Genomic DNA, 20,373 nt, shown 5'->3' on the forward strand with positions numbered 1-20,373 from the left:
GCCGATGCATTCGGCTAGGGTCACGAATCGGTTGGGCGGAAAGCGAACAGGCGGGTCGGGAAGTGGACACACCTTGGCCGGGACGCTGAACCGTCGTGTCGGGACGCGCTTTGGTAGCGGCGTGGATGTCGGTGATACCGGGTTTGTTGCGATGGATTGAGGCAAACGGCCGCGGGTATCAAAAGGACGAAGTGATGAATAGGGATTAAGGGATCGAGCCGATCATTGTAAGCCCTTGGTTATAAGCGCGTTGCCTTAGAGGCCTGCATGAAGGTGCGCCGTCGAAGGGTGTGATTGGTCGAACACCAGCCCTTTTTGCAGATCGTGTGCCATTTTTTAAGTGAATTAAATAGAGGGGGTTAAGAGAATGTGGCAAAACGGCTGTAAGATCGGGCGGCTTTTGCCGCTTGCGGGGTGCAAAAAAATGCATGACCGTGGGCTTCTGGCGATCCCTCCCATTTTCATACTCGAAAAATCATCCGTGAGCCGGCAAGCCGTGTGATCTAACAGGTGATTTCGGGGTTGGTGAAATGGGTTACCTTTGCGGCGTTACCGATAAACCAAGCCGCGACTGTCTCGGTCAGCCTGCAACGAAGCGGATGGTTTTTCCCCGTTTCGTTTTCGATTTTCACTTACCGAGGATACCAACATGAACCTTCGTTCCTTTTTTGTTGCTTGCTTGTTTTTGATCCCTGCATTCGCGGCTGAACCCGCGCCCGGCCTGAACCTTTTTTCGCCCAACAGTGAAACCACCACCTACCTGATGGACAATGACGGCAACATTGTTCAAACCTGGGAGAGCGCCTACCGCGCCGGTTTGATTGCCTACCTTTTGGACAACGGCAACATCTTGCGCGCCGGCAAAATCAACGACCCCTATTTTGACGGTGGTGGTGCCGGCGGGATCGTCGAAGAAATCACCCCGGAAGGCGAGGTGGTTTGGTCCTTCGAATTGACCGAGTTTGTCGGGCTCTTGCACCACGATATTGAGGTCATGCCCAACGGCAATATTTTAATGATTGCCTGGGAGTTAATTAGCGAGGAAGAAGCGCTGGCCGCCGGCCGTACCCGCGCCAACCTGGGTGCCGGTGAAATTTGGGCCGATACCATTATTGAAGTTGCCCGCAATGGAAGCGGCGGTGAGATTGTGTGGCGTTGGCGGGTGTGGGACCACCTCGTGCAGGATGTGGCGGAACGCCGCCCCAATTTCGGCAATCCCGCCGACAACCCGCGTCGCATTGATGTGAATTACCTGGGGTCCGGCCGCACCGATCAGGCGGATTGGAACCATAGCAACGGGATTGACTACAACGCGGACTTGGATCAAATTTTGGTCAGCGTGCGTAATTTCAGTGAGCTGTGGGTGATTGACCACGGCACCACCACGGAAGAAGCGGCGACCGGTAGTGGTGGTCGTTACGGCCACGGTGGTGATTTACTCTACCGCTGGGGGAACCCCGCCGCCTATGGGCGTGGTACCGTCGATGATCAGATTCTGTTCGTGCAACACGACGCCAAGTGGATTCCCGAGGGTTATCCCGGTGCCGGCAACATCTTGGTTTTTAACAACGGCGACGGTCGTCCCGACGGCGATTACTCCAGTGTTGACGAGTTTACCCCGGCCATGCGCCCCGACGGCAGTTACATCACCCCCATCACCCGCGCCTTTGGTCCGCGCGCCCCGGTTTGGTCCTACACCGGCTCGCCCCGTGAAGCCTTTTACGCCTCATTCATATCCGGCGCGCAGCGCCTCTCCAACGGCAACACCTTGATCACCGACGGTCCCGCCGGTGTCTTTTTCGAGGTCGATGCGGAAGGCAATGAGGTATGGCGTTTTGCCTACGGCAGCAATGTTTTTCGCGTCCACCGCCACGAGGCGCTGTGACCCACGCTAAGTTTTGCTGCCTTCCAAAAACCCCGAGACCGCTGTTCGCTCGGGGTTTTTTTGGTTGGCGTCGCATTTCGGCAGGCAGCAACCATCCAATCAGACATCACTTTTTGGTAAACCTTTGATGAAAATCGAAGTGAGTTGTTTGTGTTTAAAATTTGGTAATAAAGTATAAAAAACAGGTAAATAAATAACTGGAACGAGGCGCTGCTTTCGGTTTTTTCCCTGGGTCGGCCGGCATGGACGCGACAGATGTGGTAAAAAATCTACATGTGTAGAGGTGAGCCGTGAAAAAAATCTTTGTCCCTTGTCTTTTATTGCTTCTTGCCACCGCGGCCTGTCAGAAACGGGCCGTAACCGCTCACGAGGATGATGTTTTGGCGCGCGTTTGTGACATCGAAAAATCCCGCCACGGTGAAACAGGTGGCGGCATTGTCCTGTTTGGAAACCGTGCCATGGACGAATACCGTCGTGCGCCCGGCTCGCCCCGGCATTTGGTTAAGGCATTGGGCCGGGCCGAGGGCGTGTGTCGCGGCGCTCTGATTCAACTGCTTACGGTCTTTCACTTCGACTACCTGGACCAACGGTTCTTCCGCATTACCGCAACCTGGCGAGAACAGGACTGGGTTTTTTTCGCCAACGCTTTGTCGCAAACCACCGGCCCACTGTTTGAGCGGTACACTTTGGTGCTGCTTGATCCCGAACGGCCCGCCGCGGTCCGCAAAATCGCCGTGAATCGTTTGTCTCAGTTCGATCAGGCGCCCCATGAAAAGATGTTGGGTCGATTGGTGCGCGCCTATCGCGACGATTCTCAACTATCCCACCTGCTGCTGCACCTGGATTTGGTGGCTTTGCCCGCGTCGACCACCTGGTTCGCCGACCTGTTCGATCACGCCAACCCCGACGTCCACCGCGACATCATGCTCGCGTGGTCAACCAGTGAACGCGACGACAAAAGCGACCTAATCGCCCGCTATCTCAACCATGGCGACCCGGGCGTGCGCCGCTTCGCCGAAAGTTTAACCGCCCAACTGGCCGGCCAGGACAAACTCACCATGCGTACCGAGGTTCGTCAGATTCAGGTCACCAAAAACGGCGATCAAACAGACCTCAACCAAGGTTTTATTGAAGCGGTGTATCAGTTGGACCTGCAAGCGATGGAATCCGCGCTGGACAACGGCGCCGAGCTGAACAGTCGCGACAATCTGGGAACCCCGGCCCTGATCCTGTTGCTCAACCTGTCCAGTTTCCGGGCTGTTCCCAAGCAGTACACGCCCTTGGTTCGGGCGCGTGGCTTAAAAATAATGGAACAGCGGGAACAGGCTCTGGCGGCGGCCCAATTCCTTTTGGGTCTGGGCGCCGATGTGAACATCGCGACCGAAAGTGGTGAAACTCCGCTTTACATGGCCGCGATGTACGGTAATAAGGTGTTTGCGACTTTGTTGTTAAACCACGGTGCCGACCCTTCCCTGCGCAATTCGGCCGGGTTCACCCCGCTTGACATCGCCCGCACCTTGGAAAACCAACGCATGGTGGAGTTGTTGCGTTAACCCACGGTTTCCCTACACCGCATCGGTTTTTTCCGCTTGGTTTTTTGCTGCAATTGCGCGTCGATAAGAAAGGGGCGTCCTGTGCGCCCCTTGATTTCCGCGGAGGAGTTTGACCCATGAATGAGAATCCCTATCAGGCGCCCCGACACCAGTCGGAGTAGGATGTGGTTGATGGCGGTGGACCCGTCCCGATTTTGGTGAGTCATGATGCTGCTGAGCGAACCCTTATCGAAGAATATTTGAACAAAAACGAGATTCCTTTCACCATGAATCCGCTGGATACCGCCAATAGCTTGGGTGCCGGCTTTACCGGTATGGGCAGCGTACCCGCGTTTGGACCCGTCCAAATTGCGGTGCCGGCAATTCATGCCCAAAAGGCGCACGACGATTTACTGGGGATTCTTGCCGATGCCAAAGATGCCGCTGTCGAGGGAGAGGAAGTGGATCCCGCGGAAGAGGCTTATCTTGCGGCTAGCCCGCGGTTCTCACAAGGATTCGTCGCGAGAAGCAGAAAGCCTTGTGAGTACGAAGATTACGACCGAGAGACGGCACAGGCGTAGCAGCGCTACGGCGAAGGTGGCTCGACCGAGTAAGCGAAGTAATCGCATGGGTTTCGGCTTCGTAGCAGAATTCCTTGTGAGAACCGCGGGCCAAAGAATTTCGGCGTCGTCGCCGCAACAGTTGGGTGTTTTTGTTGCCCGTGGTGATTCCGTTTGTGGCTCTTGTTTCCCTGCTCAACGCAAAAGAGGCTTGGCGTATTCACAAGGAGCATCCGCAGCCAGGTGCCGTCTGGGTGTTGTTAAGCGGGTTACTCCGTGTGGCGATCATCGCCTTTCACTTCTGGTTGTTGGTGAACATCTAACGGGCTTTACAGCACCGAAACAATACGGCCAACTTTATGGTTTTTGAAAGTCGGCAAGGGGATCGGCGTTGGGGTGGATTTTGGTCCAGGCTTCTTCGTAATAGGCCCGCGTTTTGGCGTCGAAGCAAACGAAGATTACTTGGGCCGGGTGATCGTAAGTGGATACATGGTTAAATGATTCCGTCAAAGCGATCTCCGCCGCTTTAAGGCCGGGGAAGCGGTACACACCCGTGCTGATCGCGGAAAAGGCGATGGTTTTTAAACCCATGTCGCGGGCAATCGCCAAGCTGTTGCGGTAGCAGTCACCCAACTTTTCGGGTTCTTTGCTGTTGCCGCCGGACCAAATAGGACCAACCGTGTGGATTACGTGTTTGGCCGGCAGTTTGTAGCCGGCCGTGATTTTGGCCTGGCCCACCCTGCAGCCGTTGAGATCGCGACATTCGTCCAGCAGTTGCCGGCCTGCCGCGCGGTGAATGGCGCCGTCGACCCCACCGCCGCCGAGCAAACTTTTGTTGGCGGCATTGACGATGGCGTCGACGGCCAGGGTCACGATGTTGCCTTCAAATAATAAGAGTCGGTGCTCGTTGCTCATGGGTGCGCTCCTTTACCGATGATCCAAGTCCTGATTTGATCGTGCGCTCGATATCGCGGGCAAGCCTAGCATGCTTTGTGTGGATGAAACAATAAGATCTTTGTGTTGGTTTTACAATAAAAGACCTTGGGCTTTTTTTCTACGAAACCCGCCCTAAAGCAGCCGTACGTGCAATCTTTGCTTCCGGTAGTTGTTGAAGCACTTTCTTTTTTTATGGCACAAGGTGTTTGTTATGAGGGGAGAAGGAAATCTCCGCTGACGGCGGCTGCTGTTTTTCTTGCAATGTTCTCCTGGAATCGAGAGGATTTTGCGCGTTGGTGTTCAGAAACGAATAACGCGCGAAGTCCCGCGGGTCGGGGTTGAGACGGTTTTTGTTGAAGGGAATCTTTGTGTTCCGCGTGATGGTTCAAGAAGGAGTGGGGCGCTTTCATGAGAAAAAAACACGGACTTGGTTTGGGGCTTTTGGGGATGGTGCTGATGGGCCCCTTGCTTTTGGCCCAAACGCCGCACGATATTGAGATTGGTCGCCAGAGCCGGGAACTGGACGGCCATGGTCGCGCCACGGATTTAGGGCTGTTCCAGGTGGATTTCCGATCTGATGTCGCGGCCGATGCCTCCGCGACGGAACCGCTTTACCTGCGGGTTTCCTTGAGCGCCGGCGCCACCTTGGCCGAAACCTTGGTGGGGCCGGGCGAGGGGTCGGCGTTTCGCCCGATCTATCTGCCCTTGCTGTTGGTGTCGTCCTCGCAAACCGCGCTGATCCAGGCGCCTGCCGACACGGCCGCGGTGGTCCGCTGGGTCGCCGGCGAGAACCAGATCTGGATCCGTTTTACCGCGAGCAGCAGCACTTGGATTGGCGACGGCAAGGTACAGCGGGCGCCCAATGAAGACGAAACCGTGCGTTTGTGGCTGGGTGCGTCGGCGGCGGCCGGGTGGGCGCGCTTGGCGCGCGATTATGCGGCAGGCCGTGCCAACCTACCGGCGCCTACCTTTAATCCGTCCGACCCGTCGCGCGAGCAGGCCGTGTCGCTGCTTTTTTGCGGCGATTTGTTTTACAGTACCACCACCCCTTCGTTTAACCGTGACCTCAGCGGGGTTTTGAGTCAGGCCGATTTTTTCAAACATAGCCAACGGGTTACCACCGCGACCGCGCTTGACGAGATTGATCCCGGTGACCCGGTCAACCTGGAAATCCACGGCAACGCGGCCGTCCAGGTCCAGCAGGGTCCGACGCGTTTTCGCTGCGACATGGAAGCAACCGTGCTTCGTTCGGGGTTCGCCGAAATGTGCCGGGATACCGTGAATCAACCCGACCCTATCCTCCTGGACGCCGCATTGCGGGTGTCGGCGCAATGCGGTTCAGCTGAGATTCGTCAGGGTAGCCGTCTCGCGCTGGCTTTTCCCGTCGAGGGGGCTTTTGGGTTTCAAGTGGCTGTCGACGGCCAAGGGCTTCCGCTTTCAGCCACCTCGGAAACCGGAGTGCCCGATACCTACTGGCTGGTCGAGGAAACGCTTTTCGGAAACGACGCTTTTTCCCGCGCCTGGTGTTTTGCCGCGGATCTTGTGGATCATACCCACGGCCTAGTGAGCCGCACCGCTCAGGTCGTCATGAACGAGGACATCGGCGCGGTGCTCGCCCTCGACCTCCAGGCGCGGGTCGTGGCGCGTGAGCGGGTTGCGGGTTTGGTCGCCGCGCCTCATCTTTCTTTGTTCGTGCCCGGTGAGCCCGTCGAGCCAAGTTTTCCGCCGCCCTTCAGCGCGTCTTGGCAAGCGGAACGCTGTCGCATTCACAAAACCTTTCAGCAAACCATCGCCGTTGCCGGCTTGTTCGAAACCCGCCCCTGTTCTTTTGTGGAATTTGCCGATCAGCGCTTGGAACTGGCCGTGATTGACGCCCACGACCAGAACAACGATCAACGCCTCGACGAGGGCGAAGCGCTGCAGGTCACCGAGTTGGACCTTACCGGGCTGGGGGTGACCTCGCTCGACGGCATGGCGCGCCTAACCCGCCTTCAGCGTCTTCGGGCAGGCTTTAATGCCTTTACCGATTTGAGTCCGCTGTTGGGGCTGGGTGAATTGGCTGATCTGGATCTCAGCAACAACGATCTAACCGATCCTTTGCCGCTTCTCAATCTGGCTTTTCTTTTTCAAGGCCCCGGCCATCGTTTGGATGTGCGTGGCAATCAATTTACCGACGACAGCGCGCATTGTTTTGTCTTCAGCACCCTCGCATCCCGCATCAAAGACGGCGAAAGTGTGTTGTTGGTGAACCCGCAGAGCAGCGGGCGTTTTTACGGTCGGTTACCTGATTGGCACCGAACCGACGGCTCGGTGCTTGAATTGGTGGCTACCGTGAACCGGCTGCCTGCTGTTATCGCGCCGTACACCCTTTGTGAAGATGCTCAATTGAAAGGAGGTCGGCCATGAAGCGCTTGGTACCCATACTGCAACTTTTGGTGACGGCGGCTTTGTTTGCTCTGGCTACGCGGCCGGTTTGCGCGGGTGAGTTACATGCCACCCTTCGGTCGGTCTTGGCGATGAGTCATGCCGACCAGGCCGGCGTTTTGAGCTTTTTAATTGACGCCGATGCGTTTCCCACCGCAACCCCGGAAACGCCCGTTTTTATATACGTCCACTTGGAGGATGGCGCGGTTCTCGCCGAGACCTTGGTGGATTTAGATCGTCCCGAACTCGGGCGTTTTTCCCATCCCATCTTCGTGCCGCTGGAACCCTATTCCCCGATGGGTGGTGTCGTCGTCGCGCCACCGGATACGCTTTCCATCGTCCGCTGGATTCAGGGTGAGTCGGGTTACTGGCTTCGGATTCAGCGACCTTCCAGGACTTGGCTGCTAGGCGATGAGGGACCGACCGCGCCCGGCCCGCTTTCCCGCGTTCGCTGGAGCATTGGTATTTCCGCGAGTCGTTCCTATTTAAATTACGGCATCTTATACGAGCAACAACAGGTTACTTTGCCCTACCACACGCGACAAAACCCTTTTGATACCAACGATGCAAGCACCTTCGCGGTGTCAACGCTGCTGTGTGTCGACCTTCGCGAGGCGCGGCTGGAAACGTCACCGCGCACCCGGGGCGGGAGCCGCTTGATCCAGTTGGTTTCGGCTTTTACCGCCGTTCCCGAACAGATTACCGCCTCGGAGGCGGTCCCCGACCTCGATCAACTGATCACCTATCCCATTGCATTCACAAACGAAGCTTTCGTGGGGATGGGTTTTGGAGTGGCTTGCCAAAGCGCGGCCGACAGTGATCGTGTTCGCGTCGATCTTTGCGGCCTTCCCGCCGATAGGACCGTTGCCTTTGATTCGCAGTGGTCTTTTTCCGTGAGCTGCGATTTGGCGGGCACGGTGCATCGGCTGACGCGCTGGACCCTTGCCTTTCCCGCCGAACGCCGGGTCGGCTTCTTGGTGGCCGACAACGGCCAAGGCGGATTTGTGGACGCCGAGGCCGCGAGCGACCGCAAACAGACCGTGATGTTGGTGTCGGGTTCTTTCTCCTCGCAGGCTTTGGGCGCGGCCTACGCGGACCGTGCCAATCTGTTCCAGGTCGGCACCCAATGGTATGCCCACACCGCCGAGGCGCGTACCAATGACCGATGGTTTTCTTTTGATGCGACCACCCGCGCTTATGCCGCCGGCCAAGCCGCGCTTGGGACGGTTTCTGCCACCGTTCGATCCTACCCAACCAATCGCGAGACAACCGTGGACGATGAGCCCAATTTTCAGGGCCCGGACCAGCCCGCGTTTTGCGGGCCCTCCGAGGTGCTTGCGAGCACGACCGAGCATGATGTGGTCGTGCTCGAGGCCTGCCCGAATCGATAAGGGTTCAGGGTGTCAACCGACCGGGACATGCTGGTGTTCCGGTCGTAAGTTTTGGGCGTGAACCTTCGTGATCGTGGTTCGCTGCTGCCAGGCTGAAGGCCGTCATCGACGAAAACATTGGCCCAGAAATGGCGAAAGCCGCCTTCGGTTAAGAAGGCGGCTTTCATGTGGCTCCGGTGCACGGACTCGAACCGCGGACAAGGTGGTTAACAGCCACCTGCTCTACCAACTGAGCTACACCGGAATGTTGTTTTGTGAGGTGTTGTACCTCAGCAACAAGAGCGCATTTTAGGGGAGCCCTCGGCGCGCGTCAACCGTTTTTTTGAAAAAAATTGCTGCCCTTTTGAGCCGCCGCGGTTCCCGCTGTTTGGGGCTTCCGAACCGCGTCGTTAACCCACGGCCCGTGTACCGAAGCACACGGACCGCGGCGCCGCGGCTTAGCGGGATTTCAGGTATTTCAGCATGGTGTCGGCATCGGATACTTCAAAGGGATCCGCGCCGAAGTTGTCGGCGAAACCGGGCTCCACGAACATCTTTTCGATGGTGCCGTTGTCGACAAACATCGCGTAACGCCAGCTACGGTCGCCGAAACCCAGGTTCTCTTTCTTGACCAGCATTCCCATTTTGCGGGTGAACTCGCCGTTGCCGTCGGGCAGCAGGAACACGTTTTCGGCGTTTTGGCTTTTGCCCCACTGGTACATGACAAAGGCATCGTTCACCGAGAGGCAAACCACCGCATCGACGCCCTGCGCTTGGAATTCGCTGTACAGTTCTTCATAGCGGGGCAGGTGGGAGGTGGAGCAGGTCGGTGTGAAGGCGCCGGGTAAGGAGAACAGCACGACTTTTTTACCTTTAAAAATGTCGTCGGTGGAAAGGTCCTTCCATTCGAATGGGTTGGGACCACCCAATGCTTCGTTGCGAACACGTGTTTTGAACACGACTTGGGGTACTTGCAGAATCATGATCGGACTCCCTTGGGATTTGGTGACGGTACAACGCGGTACCGTGCGACTGAGATCGACCCGCGCCGGCGAGAGGTCGCCTGAAAACGCGTGAAGCTTGAACAAAACGTGCCCCTTTCTAACCAATATCGGCCCGTGCTTCAAGTGAAAAGCCAAACCACCAAGGGGAGAAAGGGTCGGTATGTCTTTTTCAAGGTTTTAACATCCGATTTTCTTTTGCCAAAGGCATTCACGTCGTGCGGGTTAAGATGAGCCTGCCCCGGCCGCGTTTTCTTGAGGCCGGTTAACAGCGCACCTTGTTCATTAATCGATCATGTATAGGATTTTCCCATGTTGATTTTTTTCAAACGGCTCGCCGCCTATTTTCGTCGTCAAAGCTTCTGGTTCGGCTTGATTCTCGCCGCCATTATCCTCCAAACCGCCTTTCGGCTTGCCATGCCGCTTGCTTTTCAAGCGGTTTTTGATGTCGGCATCGCCCATCAAGATTTGGATTTTCTGTGGACCTTGTTTGGCGTGATGACTGTTTTTTGGTTGGTGCAAGCCCTTGCCTCCTTGGGTCAGGACGCCGCCGCCGCCCGTGCCGGATTAACCATCATCCAACAATTGCGCGAGCGCATGTACGATTTGGTCATGAGTTTGTCGCCCGCGCGTCTGCAAAAATTGCGGGGCGGTGATCTTCCCGCGCGTTTCTCCACGGATTTGTTGCTCATCGAACAGGCCGTGGTTCAGACCACCCACGTGGTGATGTTTTCCGTGCTCAATGTGCTGCTCAGCTTGGGTTTGTTGATTTATTTGGACTGGCGTTTGGCGTTGCTGACCGTGGTCGGTATGCTCGCCGGTTTACAATTGCCCAAACTTTTTTCCAAACAGGCGCATCAGGCCAATTACGACCGGAAAAATTCCGAAGGCCGCTTGCTCGACAACATTCAGGAGCAGGTTTTCGCGGGTGAAGTGATCCAAGCATTTAATCTCAACCCGATGATGCGGGCCCGGTTCACCGGTCAAGTCGATCAATTAGACCGAAAGGCGATGGCCGCCTACCGCGCCGACGCCCTGGTCGGCCGATCCGGTTCCCAAAGCGCGAGTTTTTTGCAGATCGCGATTCTGATCCTCGGTGGTTTTTTCGTCATCAAAGGTTCGTTAACCATTGGGACCATGGTTGCCTTCTCCGCGCTGTTGCAGAACCTCGTTGCCGGTATTTCTCACCTTTCAGGGGCTGTTCCCCAAATCGTCAAAGCCGGGAGCAGTATGAAACGGGTCGACGAGTTGTTTGCCTACAGCGATGATCGCCCGGCCGAAACCCGCTTCGAGGTTTTGCCGAAGCCCGATCATGCCTTGTCTTTGAGCCAGGTGACTTTCGCCTATCCACAACAGCGACCGACCCTGTTGGATGTGTCTTTTGAGGCCGGGCGGGGGACACGGACCGCCTTGGTGGGCGCCAGCGGTTCCGGCAAAAGTACCTTGCTCAAATTGATCATGGGTTTTGAGGAACCCCTAGCCGGCGTGATGGCGCTGGACGGTCACGACGCCGCCGCTTACAGCAAAAGCGCCTGGCGCGAGCATTTGAGTCTGGTTCCCCAGGAACCTTATTTGTTCCATATGAGCGTGCGCGACAACATTCGGCTCGGTAACCTTGCGGCCGACGATGACGCCGTGGCGGCCGCCGCCGCGGCGGCCGGTATCGACGACGCGATCCGCGCCTTGCCCGAGGGATACGCTACCTTGGTTGGCGACGCCGGGGTGCGTCTATCGGGCGGTCAGAAACAGCGGTTGGCCGTGGCGCGGGCCGTCTTACGTCAGCCTTTTGTGCTTGTTTTAGATGAAGCCACCTCGGCCCTCGACCCCAAAACCGAACGCGAGGTGATGGCCGCGCTTGAACAAGCCGTGTCCGACGCCGTTCTTCTCACCGTGACCCACCGGTTGCAAACGGTGGTGGCCTACGAACAAATTCTCGTGATGGATGCCGGTCGCATTGTGGCGCGCGGAAATCACCAAAGCTTATTGGCGAGCAACGATCTTTACCGTGGCTTATGGGACAAGCAACAAGGCTTTACCATCAGCGCCGACGGAACCAAGGCCGAAATTACCCAAAAACGCTTGGCACGGATCGACCTGTTCGCCGACGTTGAACCGGAGGCACTTTCAACCCTCTGTGGTCTGTTCACCTCGCGTCTGGTTCCCGAAAAAACGGCTATCTTTAAGAAAGGTGATGCCGCGGACCGGTTTTGCATCATTGCCGACGGAATGGTTGAGGTGCTGCCTTATGCCGAAGGGGAAACCCGTTTCAAACGAATGCTCCTGGACACCGGTGATTTTTTTGGCGAGTTGGCGCTTCTGGACGACGTGCCGCGCAGCGCCACCGTCTTGACCCGCACGCCGACCCTGCTCCTTGAGTTGCGTCGCGACCATTTCCACACCATGATGGACGTTTCACCCGCCCTACGGGAACGCATCAAACGCGCCGCGCGAGGTCGCCGAGACGAGGCATCAGGCCATGCTCCCGGATGATTGCCGTGGTGTGGGACCGCGACAACAAAACCCAAAGGAATCATCTTAATGACCTGAGCTTTGTTTCGCCGTGCATAATAGGGAAGGGGTCACTTTCCGAAATTGGGCGTGTGTTATGGACCATACCGAAGTGCTGGAGAACCGCTTGCAAGCCATCGCGAAGGTGTTGACGCGGCGGCCCGATGCTTTGTGTTTGTTAGGCTTAGGATCGGTCGGTCGGGAACGCGCACGGCTGGACCGCTATTCCGATCTCGACTTTTTTGTGATTGTGGCGCCGGGCGCCAAAGCCGGTTATCTTTCCTCGCTCGATTGGCTGACCCAATTAGGGACCGTCGTTTTTTCCTTCGCCAACACCGACGACGGCTGCAAACTGCTGTATGAAGACGGTGTTTTTTGCGAATTCGCCGTTTTTGAACCGCACGAGTTGGCCGGCATTCCTTTTTGCCCCGGCCGCATCATCTGGCGACGGGTCGGTTTTGACGAAACCTTGGTCATCCCGAAAATGGATCGTTCGCCCCAGCACAAGCATGCGCCGCAATGGCTGCTGGGTGAGATTCTTTCCAACCTGCTGGTGGGTTTGTCACGGGAATGCCGCGGCGAGCGCCTGGCTGCTTTCAAAATGATTCAAGTTTATGCCTTGGACCACCTCTTGACCCTGATCGAAATAAGCGGCCACGCGCCGGCCGCCTTGCGCGATCCCTTTAACAATGACCGTCGTTTCGAGCAGCGATTCCCCGACTGCCCCGCGCTTCTTGCCCAATTTGCCCCGGGTTACGTGGGGAATGTCGCCGCGGCGGAGGCGATGCTGGATTATTTGGCGCCCCGCTATGAAGTGAGTGCGGGCTGTGTCGCCCGCATCCGTGCCCTGTGTCGCGAAGCCCACGCAAAGATTGGATGACCCTTTGTGGATTCTTCCCGCCTTTTGGTGTCCGTAGTATCCCAAAAATTAACAAGCCACCTACTCACCAAGGAATCCACGTCGCCCAACTTGAGCCGGACCCTTGGGTGTTTCACGCTCTGATTCGGGAAGCGCGTAATACATGCAAACGCTTACTCGAGAGGCATGTTTTCAATCGTTACATGTCATCGTATTCTTAGGCTAAGTTTTGTTTTGCTTTTGGCAGAGGAGGGGTTTTACACGTCGATGTTTCTGATTTTTGGTGGTTCGTTGATCCGTGGACTTTCGCGTTCATTGCAAGCGTTTTTTGTGGCGGTATATCGATTTTGTGACCGATGGATCATTGGTGAAAAACCTATCTGGCTGAAAAGAAATGATTTCGAGGGAGGTGGTGTTTGTTTGGGCGTGGATGGGATGTTTCCCTAAATAAAAACGCCATATCCTTCTGACGAGGCGGTTGGGTATCGCTTAATGAAACAGGCCCGTTCTTTTGGCACAGACAAATCCGAATTCTTCAACGATGTTACGGTTGCCATTTTACTGTGAGCTTTTGAGTTGTTTCGGATTTTCTCAGTTAAGCCGTTCTTATCACGTCGCTTGAGAGATGGGGCGTTTAGGCGATACGAGACACGCATTTCGCGCCTGAAGGTGCGCTTATTTACCAGGAATATTTTAGAAGGTGTGTCATGTACAGGTATTTTGAAGCCTGATTGAGTGTCGCAAAACATAATGACTAAACGTGTCTCAAAGTTGAAGAGGGTGTTGTTATTTGAATAATAGTTGTTCGTGTTTGTGATGGGTCCGTGTGGTTTAGATTTGGTTGTTAAAACTGCTGTGGATTATTAGTGATTTACGCGGCGATTTGGATTTTCTGAGGTGTGTGTTGTTGTTATTGTTTGATAGTTTTTTAGAGTTTGGAATTGCAAGTGATATTTGTGTTTTATGAGAGTTTGGTTTTGGCCGATTTGTTGGCCAGGAATTAGCGGTGTTTTGCTTGCTTTGGGCCTGCGATCTTAACGCGAAAAAGGAGCGGGCGCCGGCATTTAAAAAAAATGGTTTGCGTTGTTAATTAAATCGCCTCGCGTTTCACTATTGTGTTAATATGCCCGCGTGAGGTGAAAAGATGATCTTCAAGCGGGAGCGCTGGGGCTACCAGGTTTTTAAAGTCGCTTATCAAGACACCGTTGACCAAGATTTTTTGACCCTGTGTTTGACCTTAATCGAGCATCGTTACGGTCAGGTTTATGCGCGTTCCCGCACCCAGCGCTGGATTGTCGCCAAAACGGACCTCACCCGTTTTATCAGTGACCGTTTGCGCCCTTTTGTGGCACAGTCCTGGTCGATGCGCGCACCCAAGTGGCTCAAGGATCTTCATCCTGCTTGGCAGTTGGCGCAGAGCTGTTGGCGTCGGGTTGTTCGGTTGGTCCAAGATCCCGAGCAACAAATGGACTTATTGCCCGTGCAAGCCCATCACATCATTGGTGTTGAAGAAACCAAAGAACCCAATCCCGAGTCAGTCCAGCGCCGCCACATTCGTCGTTTGATGGTTCGCCGTGACGCGGATTGGTTCATGCTTGACCCACGCGCGGAACAACCTCGTCGCGTTCGGGTGGGAAGCGCGCGACGCGTTGGTTTTTGCGCCGAACCGCCGTCTCAGTTGCAGTTCGGCTGGAGTAGCGCCTAAATAACTGAATTTAAAAGGGTTTATTGGTTACGCCTGTGGGTGGGGCGCAGCTACTTGCTCCGGTGGGTTGCTCTGTGGCATGATGGGCCGTTTTTCATAGGCCGAGATTGCCTTTTGTTTTTTTGGGTTCTTACCCGGCTTTCTTGTTTCGCAAAGGTTTGTGGCACAAGGATTCGGTGACTCGGCGCGTGGTAGGAGGCGTTTTTTGGATAAGGTATCGCTCTTAACGGCCATTGCCGATCACTTCCAAAAAGAATTTGATCTGGTCATGAAAGCAGCCATGGCGACTTATGAGGCTGCGACGCACGAGGAGAATCGTGCTGAAAACAAATATGATACCCGCGGTTTAGAGGCATCCTATCTGGCTGAATCTCAGTCCAAGCGCGCCCAAGAACTCAAGCTGGCGGTCCAGCGCTACCGGGATATGAAGCCGATTGTTTTCGGTGAGGACGACCCAATTGCTCAGGGTGCCTTGATTACGCTTTCTTCTGAAGAAGGCGAACAGGACTATTTCTTAGGTCCGGTTGGCGGTGGAACCCAAATTCATTGGAATGATCGGTTTTTTACGATCATTACCGGTGCTTCGCCGCTTGGAAGGCAGCTTGTTGGGAGCGAGGTGGGTGATGTGGTGATCCTTCACGGCGCATCTCGCGAGCGTGAACGGGAAATTATCGCGATTGCATAAGGGTATTTCCCGCTTCCCTGTGGTACATTTCTGGGCGCATCTCATCTTTCGGCTCTTGCTTCTGGTCTTGTCCTGTCGGCAATCCTTCCGGCCGCGGGTTTCACAACCCAGGGTTTCGACATCCTGTCATTCCTGGACGTTTGCCCCGTTGGTCTACCAGCCGTGTGTCTTGGTGTGACCCGTGTGGGCGGCAGGATTCTGTTCGGTTGGTTGTTGATCCGCTTGGATGGTTGCATACTTACTTTTTATTTTTTTGCTTCACCGAGTGGGATTTCGGCGAAACGGAAGGCGAACGAATGTCATCCATAAGCGCGCGCTGGTTTTTGTGTTGTTTGTTCCTTTTAACTTTGGTTGGCTGTGGCGACCAGTCCGCGACCAAGACGGGCAAAAAGAAAATGATCGCCCCGGTTTCCGTGGCCGCGGTGCGTGTCGAACCCATTGAAATGCGCCGCGTTTTCAGCGGGAGCCTCGCTTCGCCGCGGCGCTTTGAACTTGCCGCCAAAACCGGGGGGCGGGTTTTAGAACTTTTGGCCGATTTGGGGACGGCCCTCGAAAACGGGCAATTGGTTTTAACGCTCGAAAACGAAGCGCCGCGCCAAGCAGTTAACCTGAGCGCGGCTGAAATGGCGGTGGCCGAGGCCGAATACGCGCAAGCCAAACAGCGGTTACCGTTGCAGCAGCGGGAACTCGAGCGGCAAACCGCGCTTTATAAGCAAGGTGTAGCCACGGATGCGCAGGTTGACGACGCCCGCAACGCGGTCATTAACGGAGAAAGCGCCTTGGCGGTGGCGAAATCACGTGTCGAACGGGCCAAGGCGGCGCTCGCGGTGGAACAACTGACCTTAGACGAAACTGAGCTGCGCGCTGCTTGGCGCCAGGGGGTGCGCCGCGTCGTTGCCGAGCGGTTGGTTCAGGAAGGCGATTTGGTGCGTCCCAACCAGGTGTTGTTTCGTTTGGTGGAATTGAACCCGATCATCGCCGAGGTGTCCGTGCCTGAACGGGATTACGGGCGTATTCGTGTGGGTCAGTCGGTGGTACTTCACTGCGACGCCTTTCCCGGCGAAACGTTTTCTGGTCGGGTTGCACGCATCGCGCCCGTGTTCGATCCTTTGTCCCGTCAGGCAAGGGTAGAGTTGGATATCGAGAATCCCAACGAGTTGCTGAAGCCCGGTATGTTTGTGCGGGCTGAAATTGTGGTGGCACGGGCCGAGCGGGTCGTGACCGTACCGATTGAGGCGCTGGTGGATCGCTTCGGCGAAACCGGCGTCTTTTTGGTGAACGATGCGGGTGACCGTGTTGCTTGGCATCCCGTCCAGACCGGAATTCGATCCGAAACGCGCGTTGCGGTTTCCGGCGAAGGCTTGGCCGGCCGCGTCGTTACCTTGGGCCAGCAGTTGATTGGCGACGGCTCGGCGGTGGTGATTCCCAACGCCGGCGCCGCGGAAGCCGCGGAAGCCGCCGCCGAGGCGGGCACGCCATGAATTTACCCGAACGAAGTGTCGCCCGACCCATTACCACTTTGATGCTCACGATGATTGTGGTGATCTTGGGCGGCGTGGCCCTGAGCCGGTTGCGAATTGATTTGTTGCCCACGGTCGAAATGCCGTCGCTCACCGTGCGCACGGTTTACGAGGGCGCCGGCCCCGAGGTGATGGAACGGCTGGTGACCCAGATTTTGGAAGAGATTTTGGCAACCGTGCCCGGCGTGGAACGGATGACTTCTTTGTCAGCCGAAGGGACCAGCACCATTCGCATCAATTTCGTGTGGGGGACCGACATTGATGTCGCGGCCCAGGATGTGCAGTCCAAAATCGACGACGAAATCAACGAACTGCCCGACAACATCGTGCGACCCCGCGTGAGTAAGTTCGACATCGCCTCGTTTCCGGTAGTCATTTTGGGGATATCCAGCGATCTTGACCCGGTGGAAATGACTGAGTTGATCGACGACCATGTACGCTACCGCTTCGCGCGGGTGCCGGGGGTGGCGCAGGCCGATTTGTGGGGTGGCTTTAGCCGTGAGGTGCGGGTCGGCATTATGCCGGAGCGTTTGATTTCCTTGGGTTTGCCTTTGGATCAGGTGTTGCGCGCCATTCGTGACGCCAACCTCGATTTACCCGCGGGCTCTATCGACGAAGGCCGTTTTGAGTTAACCCTACGTGCGCCGGCGGATTATGCGGACATGGACGAGATTCGCAACACGGTGGTGACGACGCGCAACGGGCGCACCATTACTTTGGCCGAGGTAGCCGAGGTGCAGGATACCTACGAGCGTCGTACCCGACTGGTGCGGGTCAACGGCAGCAAAGGTTTGCGGATGGGTATCCGCAAGCAGGCCGACGCCAACACCGTCGAGGTCTCTCGAGCGATCATGGCCGAGATCGAAGCGGTTAACCGCGATTTCCCCCAGGTGAAGGTGGTCCCGGTGATTAACCAGGGCAACTTCATCGAACGTTCCATTAAAAACGTGGCCAATTCCGTGTTGTACGGTGGTTCGCTGGCGATTTTGGTGTTGTTGTTTTTTTTGCGGAACCTGCGCAGCACCCTGGTCATCGCGGTCTCGATTCCCATTTCGATTGTGGCCACCTTCGCGGTGATTTATTTCGGCGGTTTTACCCTGAACCTGATGACCTTAGGTGGTTTGGCCTTGGGTGTCGGCATGATGGTCGACAGTTCGATTGTGGTGTTGGAGAACATTTACCGCCGCCGCGAAGAAAACCAAGAATCGCCTGCCGAGGCGGCGGTTCGGGGCGCCGCCGAGGTCGCCCCCGCGATTATTGCCAGCACGATCACGACCTTGGTGATTTTCCTGCCCTTGGTGTTTGTGCGCGGTGTCTCCGGCATTTTGTTTAAAGAACTGGCTTATGTAATTGTTTTTTCGCTGGTTTGTTCGCTGTTGGTGTCGCTCAGCGTGGTGCCGCTCTTGGCCGCGAAGCTGCTCAAACCGGCGCCGTCTGATGGGGGCGCGGCCGAGGGTAACCAAGCCGGCGTCCGGCGTTTGACCCTGGGCTACCGTGATTTATTGCGTTGGTCGCTGGGTCGGCCCTGGCTGATTGTTGCCGCGGCCTGCGTCGCCATGGCCGGCGCCTTGCTGCTGTTGCCGATGATTGGGACCGAGTTCCTTCCGCCCAGCGACGAGGGCGAGGTGCGCGTCACGGGTGAAATGGAAGTCGGCACCCGCCTGGGGCTGGTCGACGCCCAAACCCAGCTTATGGAGCAGTTTGTGTATCCGGCGGTACCGGAAAGCATCGCCACCGTGGCCAGTGTCGGCGCCAACGGCTTTCGCCCCGATTCGGCCTCGCGCGGTGAGATTCGTCTGTCTCTGAAGCCCGCCACCGAACGCACGCGCTCCAATACCGAAATCGCCGGTGAATTGCGCAAGCTGTTGGATCAGCAGATTCCCGGCATGACCCTGCGAATCCGCGCCCCCCAGGGCCAATTTCTGTTGGAACGCATCCTCGGCGGTGACGAGGGTTTAACCATTGAGGTGCGCGGTTTTGAAATCCCCACGCTGGAACATTTGGTGGACCAGGTCGTCGCCGCCATTCAGGACGTGCGTGGCATTACCGACATTGAAACCACGTACAGCAAAGGCACGCCCCAGGCGTTTTTGCGCATCAATCGCGCCAAAATCGCGGATGTGGGTTTGTCGGTTCGCCAAGTGGCGCAACTGGTGGAAACCGCGGTGGCCGGCAGTCAAGCCGGCGATTTTCGCACCCAGGGCAACGCCTACCGCATCTTCGTGCAACTCAAAGACGCCGAAAAACGCAGCTTGGAAGAAGTGCTCGACCTCACCATTACCGCGCCGAGTGGGGCGGTCATCGCGCTGCGCAACTTGGTCGACATCGAGCGCGGCCTGGGGCCGATCCTCATCGACCGCAAGGACCAGCAACGCTTGCTCACGGTTAAAGCCAACCTGGCCGGCCGCGATTTGGGTTCGGTCGCGCGCGAGGTTGAGGCGCGCCTGGACGAGATTCCCAAGCCCCTGGGTTACGAACTGGGTTTGGCCGGCAACTACGAGGAGCAGCAAAAAGCTTTCCGCGAGTTGGTGATCAGCCTGATTTTGGCTTTGGTGCTGGTCTACATGGTACTTGCTTGCCAATATGAATCGCTGGTTGATCCGCTGATTGTCATGTTCTCGGTGCCCTTGGCGGCCATCGGCGTGTTGGTCGCGCTGTTCCTTACTTCAACGACACTGAATGTGCAGTCCTACATCGGCTGCATCATGCTGGGCGGCATTGTGGTCAACAACGCCATTTTGCTGGTGGACCAGGCGGGTCGGTTGCGGCTCGACCAAGCCATGGCCACCAAAGACGCCTTGGCCGAGGCCGGCCGTCGTCGTTTGCGCCCGATCCTGATGACGACCGCCACCACCATCTTGGGCCTGATGCCGCTTGCGCTCGGTATTGGCGAGGGCGCCGACGCCCAAGCGCCGTTGGCACGGGCCGTCGTCGGCGGTTTGATCGGTTCTACGCTGATCACCCTGGTGCTCATCCCGGCCTTGTACCGGCTGTTCCACCACGCTGACGCCTTGCAGGCGAAGGAACGGGTAACCGCCGCTTCTTGACATAGGCTGGTCTCGGTTCGACCGCGGTTGGAAATCGTTTTTTATGGGTCTTGGTTGTCAGAGCCGAACACTATTCTGTTGTTATCCCAAGCGCAGTTTCTATCCAGCTCTTGGTTTTCATTGTCGGCTAGCCCGCATTTCTTACCGGACATCTGCTTCGCAAGCCAAAAAACCTGCTATCACCGCGTTTGCTCTCACCGTTACATGGCAACGGTGAGAGCCGACCATCGACGTAGCGCAGCTACGCCGAAAGGTGGGAACTCTGTTCCCGGTTTCGGTCGCAAGCCTTGTGCTACCAGGTTTTATGGCACACTCACGACGAAAGCTGGTGAGCAATGCGG

At 56.5% G+C, this 20,373-nt stretch carries 15 protein-coding genes and 1 tRNA gene; 13 read left to right on the forward strand and 3 right to left on the reverse strand.

Going from position 1 to position 20,373, the window contains the following annotated elements; all coding sequences use genetic code 11:
- Positions 1–649 precede the first annotated feature (649 nt).
- From J3U88_RS02925 to J3U88_RS02940, 4 genes are all read left to right on the forward strand, one after another.
- A complete protein-coding gene (locus J3U88_RS02925) occupies positions 650–1,885 on the forward strand; it encodes an aryl-sulfate sulfotransferase (protein WP_207856634.1) in 1,236 nt (411 codons plus the stop codon).
- Between the two features lie 290 nt (positions 1,886–2,175).
- A complete protein-coding gene (locus J3U88_RS34925; RefSeq protein ID WP_207856635.1) occupies positions 2,176–3,438 on the forward strand; it encodes an ankyrin repeat domain-containing protein in 1,263 nt (420 codons plus the stop codon).
- A 164-nt stretch (positions 3,439–3,602) separates the two neighbouring features.
- The gene (locus J3U88_RS02935) at positions 3,603–3,998 is read left to right on the forward strand and encodes a hypothetical protein (RefSeq protein WP_207856636.1); all 396 of its coding nucleotides are present in this window, start codon (positions 3,603–3,605) and stop codon (positions 3,996–3,998) included.
- A gap of 155 nt (positions 3,999–4,153) precedes the next feature.
- Positions 4,154–4,300, forward strand: coding sequence for a hypothetical protein (locus tag J3U88_RS02940; RefSeq protein WP_207856637.1), 147 nt, complete (start codon positions 4,154–4,156; stop codon positions 4,298–4,300).
- 34 nt (positions 4,301–4,334) lie between these two features.
- Here the strand turns inward: J3U88_RS02940 and J3U88_RS02945 are convergent, their stop codons facing one another.
- Positions 4,335–4,892 carry an O-acetyl-ADP-ribose deacetylase gene (locus J3U88_RS02945; RefSeq protein ID WP_207856638.1) on the reverse strand — a complete coding sequence of 186 codons (558 nt, stop codon included), beginning with the start codon at positions 4,890–4,892 and terminating at the stop codon, positions 4,335–4,337.
- A gap of 429 nt (positions 4,893–5,321) precedes the next feature.
- On the opposite strand from J3U88_RS02945, the gene J3U88_RS02950 reads away from it, so the two are divergent.
- The gene (locus J3U88_RS02950; RefSeq protein WP_207856639.1) at positions 5,322–7,319 is read left to right on the forward strand and encodes a leucine-rich repeat domain-containing protein; all 1,998 of its coding nucleotides are present in this window, start codon (positions 5,322–5,324) and stop codon (positions 7,317–7,319) included.
- The gene (locus tag J3U88_RS02955; RefSeq protein WP_207856640.1) at positions 7,316–8,728 is read left to right on the forward strand and encodes a hypothetical protein; all 1,413 of its coding nucleotides are present in this window, start codon (positions 7,316–7,318) and stop codon (positions 8,726–8,728) included. Before J3U88_RS02950 ends, J3U88_RS02955 begins: the two co-directional genes overlap by 4 nt.
- A 168-nt stretch (positions 8,729–8,896) precedes the next feature.
- Here J3U88_RS02955 and J3U88_RS02960 read toward each other — a convergent pair.
- Positions 8,897–8,972: transfer RNA gene (locus J3U88_RS02960), tRNA-Asn, on the reverse strand.
- Between the two features lie 193 nt (positions 8,973–9,165).
- Entirely contained in the window at positions 9,166–9,690 is a 525-nt protein-coding gene (locus J3U88_RS02965; protein ID WP_423842029.1) for a peroxiredoxin, read from the reverse strand.
- A gap of 330 nt (positions 9,691–10,020) precedes the next feature.
- Here J3U88_RS02965 and J3U88_RS02970 point away from each other — a divergent pair, with 330 nt between their 5' ends.
- From J3U88_RS02970 to J3U88_RS03000, 7 genes are all read left to right on the forward strand, one after another.
- Positions 10,021–12,198, forward strand: coding sequence for an ABC transporter transmembrane domain-containing protein (locus tag J3U88_RS02970; RefSeq protein WP_207856642.1), 2,178 nt, complete (start codon positions 10,021–10,023; stop codon positions 12,196–12,198).
- A gap of 115 nt (positions 12,199–12,313) precedes the next feature.
- Positions 12,314–13,096 carry a hypothetical protein gene (locus tag J3U88_RS02975; RefSeq protein WP_207856643.1) on the forward strand — a complete coding sequence of 261 codons (783 nt, stop codon included), beginning with the start codon at positions 12,314–12,316 and terminating at the stop codon, positions 13,094–13,096.
- 246 nt (positions 13,097–13,342) lie between these two features.
- Entirely contained in the window at positions 13,343–13,522 is a 180-nt protein-coding gene (locus J3U88_RS02980; protein ID WP_207856644.1) for a hypothetical protein, read from the forward strand.
- A 697-nt stretch (positions 13,523–14,219) separates the two neighbouring features.
- On the forward strand, positions 14,220–14,780 hold the full coding sequence (locus J3U88_RS02985) for a hypothetical protein (protein WP_207856645.1): 561 nt from the start codon (positions 14,220–14,222) through the stop codon (positions 14,778–14,780).
- Positions 14,781–14,985: 205 nt separating this feature from the next.
- Positions 14,986–15,465: a hypothetical protein gene (locus J3U88_RS02990; protein ID WP_207856646.1), complete on the forward strand. Its 480-nt coding sequence runs from the start codon at positions 14,986–14,988 to the stop codon at positions 15,463–15,465.
- A 296-nt stretch (positions 15,466–15,761) separates the two neighbouring features.
- Positions 15,762–16,946 carry an efflux RND transporter periplasmic adaptor subunit gene (locus J3U88_RS02995; protein ID WP_207856647.1) on the forward strand — a complete coding sequence of 395 codons (1,185 nt, stop codon included), beginning with the start codon at positions 15,762–15,764 and terminating at the stop codon, positions 16,944–16,946.
- Positions 16,943–20,032, forward strand: a complete 3,090-nt coding sequence (locus J3U88_RS03000; RefSeq protein WP_207856648.1) for an efflux RND transporter permease subunit — start codon at positions 16,943–16,945, stop codon at positions 20,030–20,032. The genes J3U88_RS02995 and J3U88_RS03000 overlap by 4 nt, the downstream gene beginning before the upstream one ends.
- The last annotated feature ends 341 nt before the right edge of the window (positions 20,033–20,373 follow it).

Origin of the sequence: Acanthopleuribacter pedis, assembly GCF_017377855.1 — a bacterium.
GTDB lineage: Bacteria > Acidobacteriota > Holophagae > Acanthopleuribacterales > Acanthopleuribacteraceae > Acanthopleuribacter > Acanthopleuribacter pedis.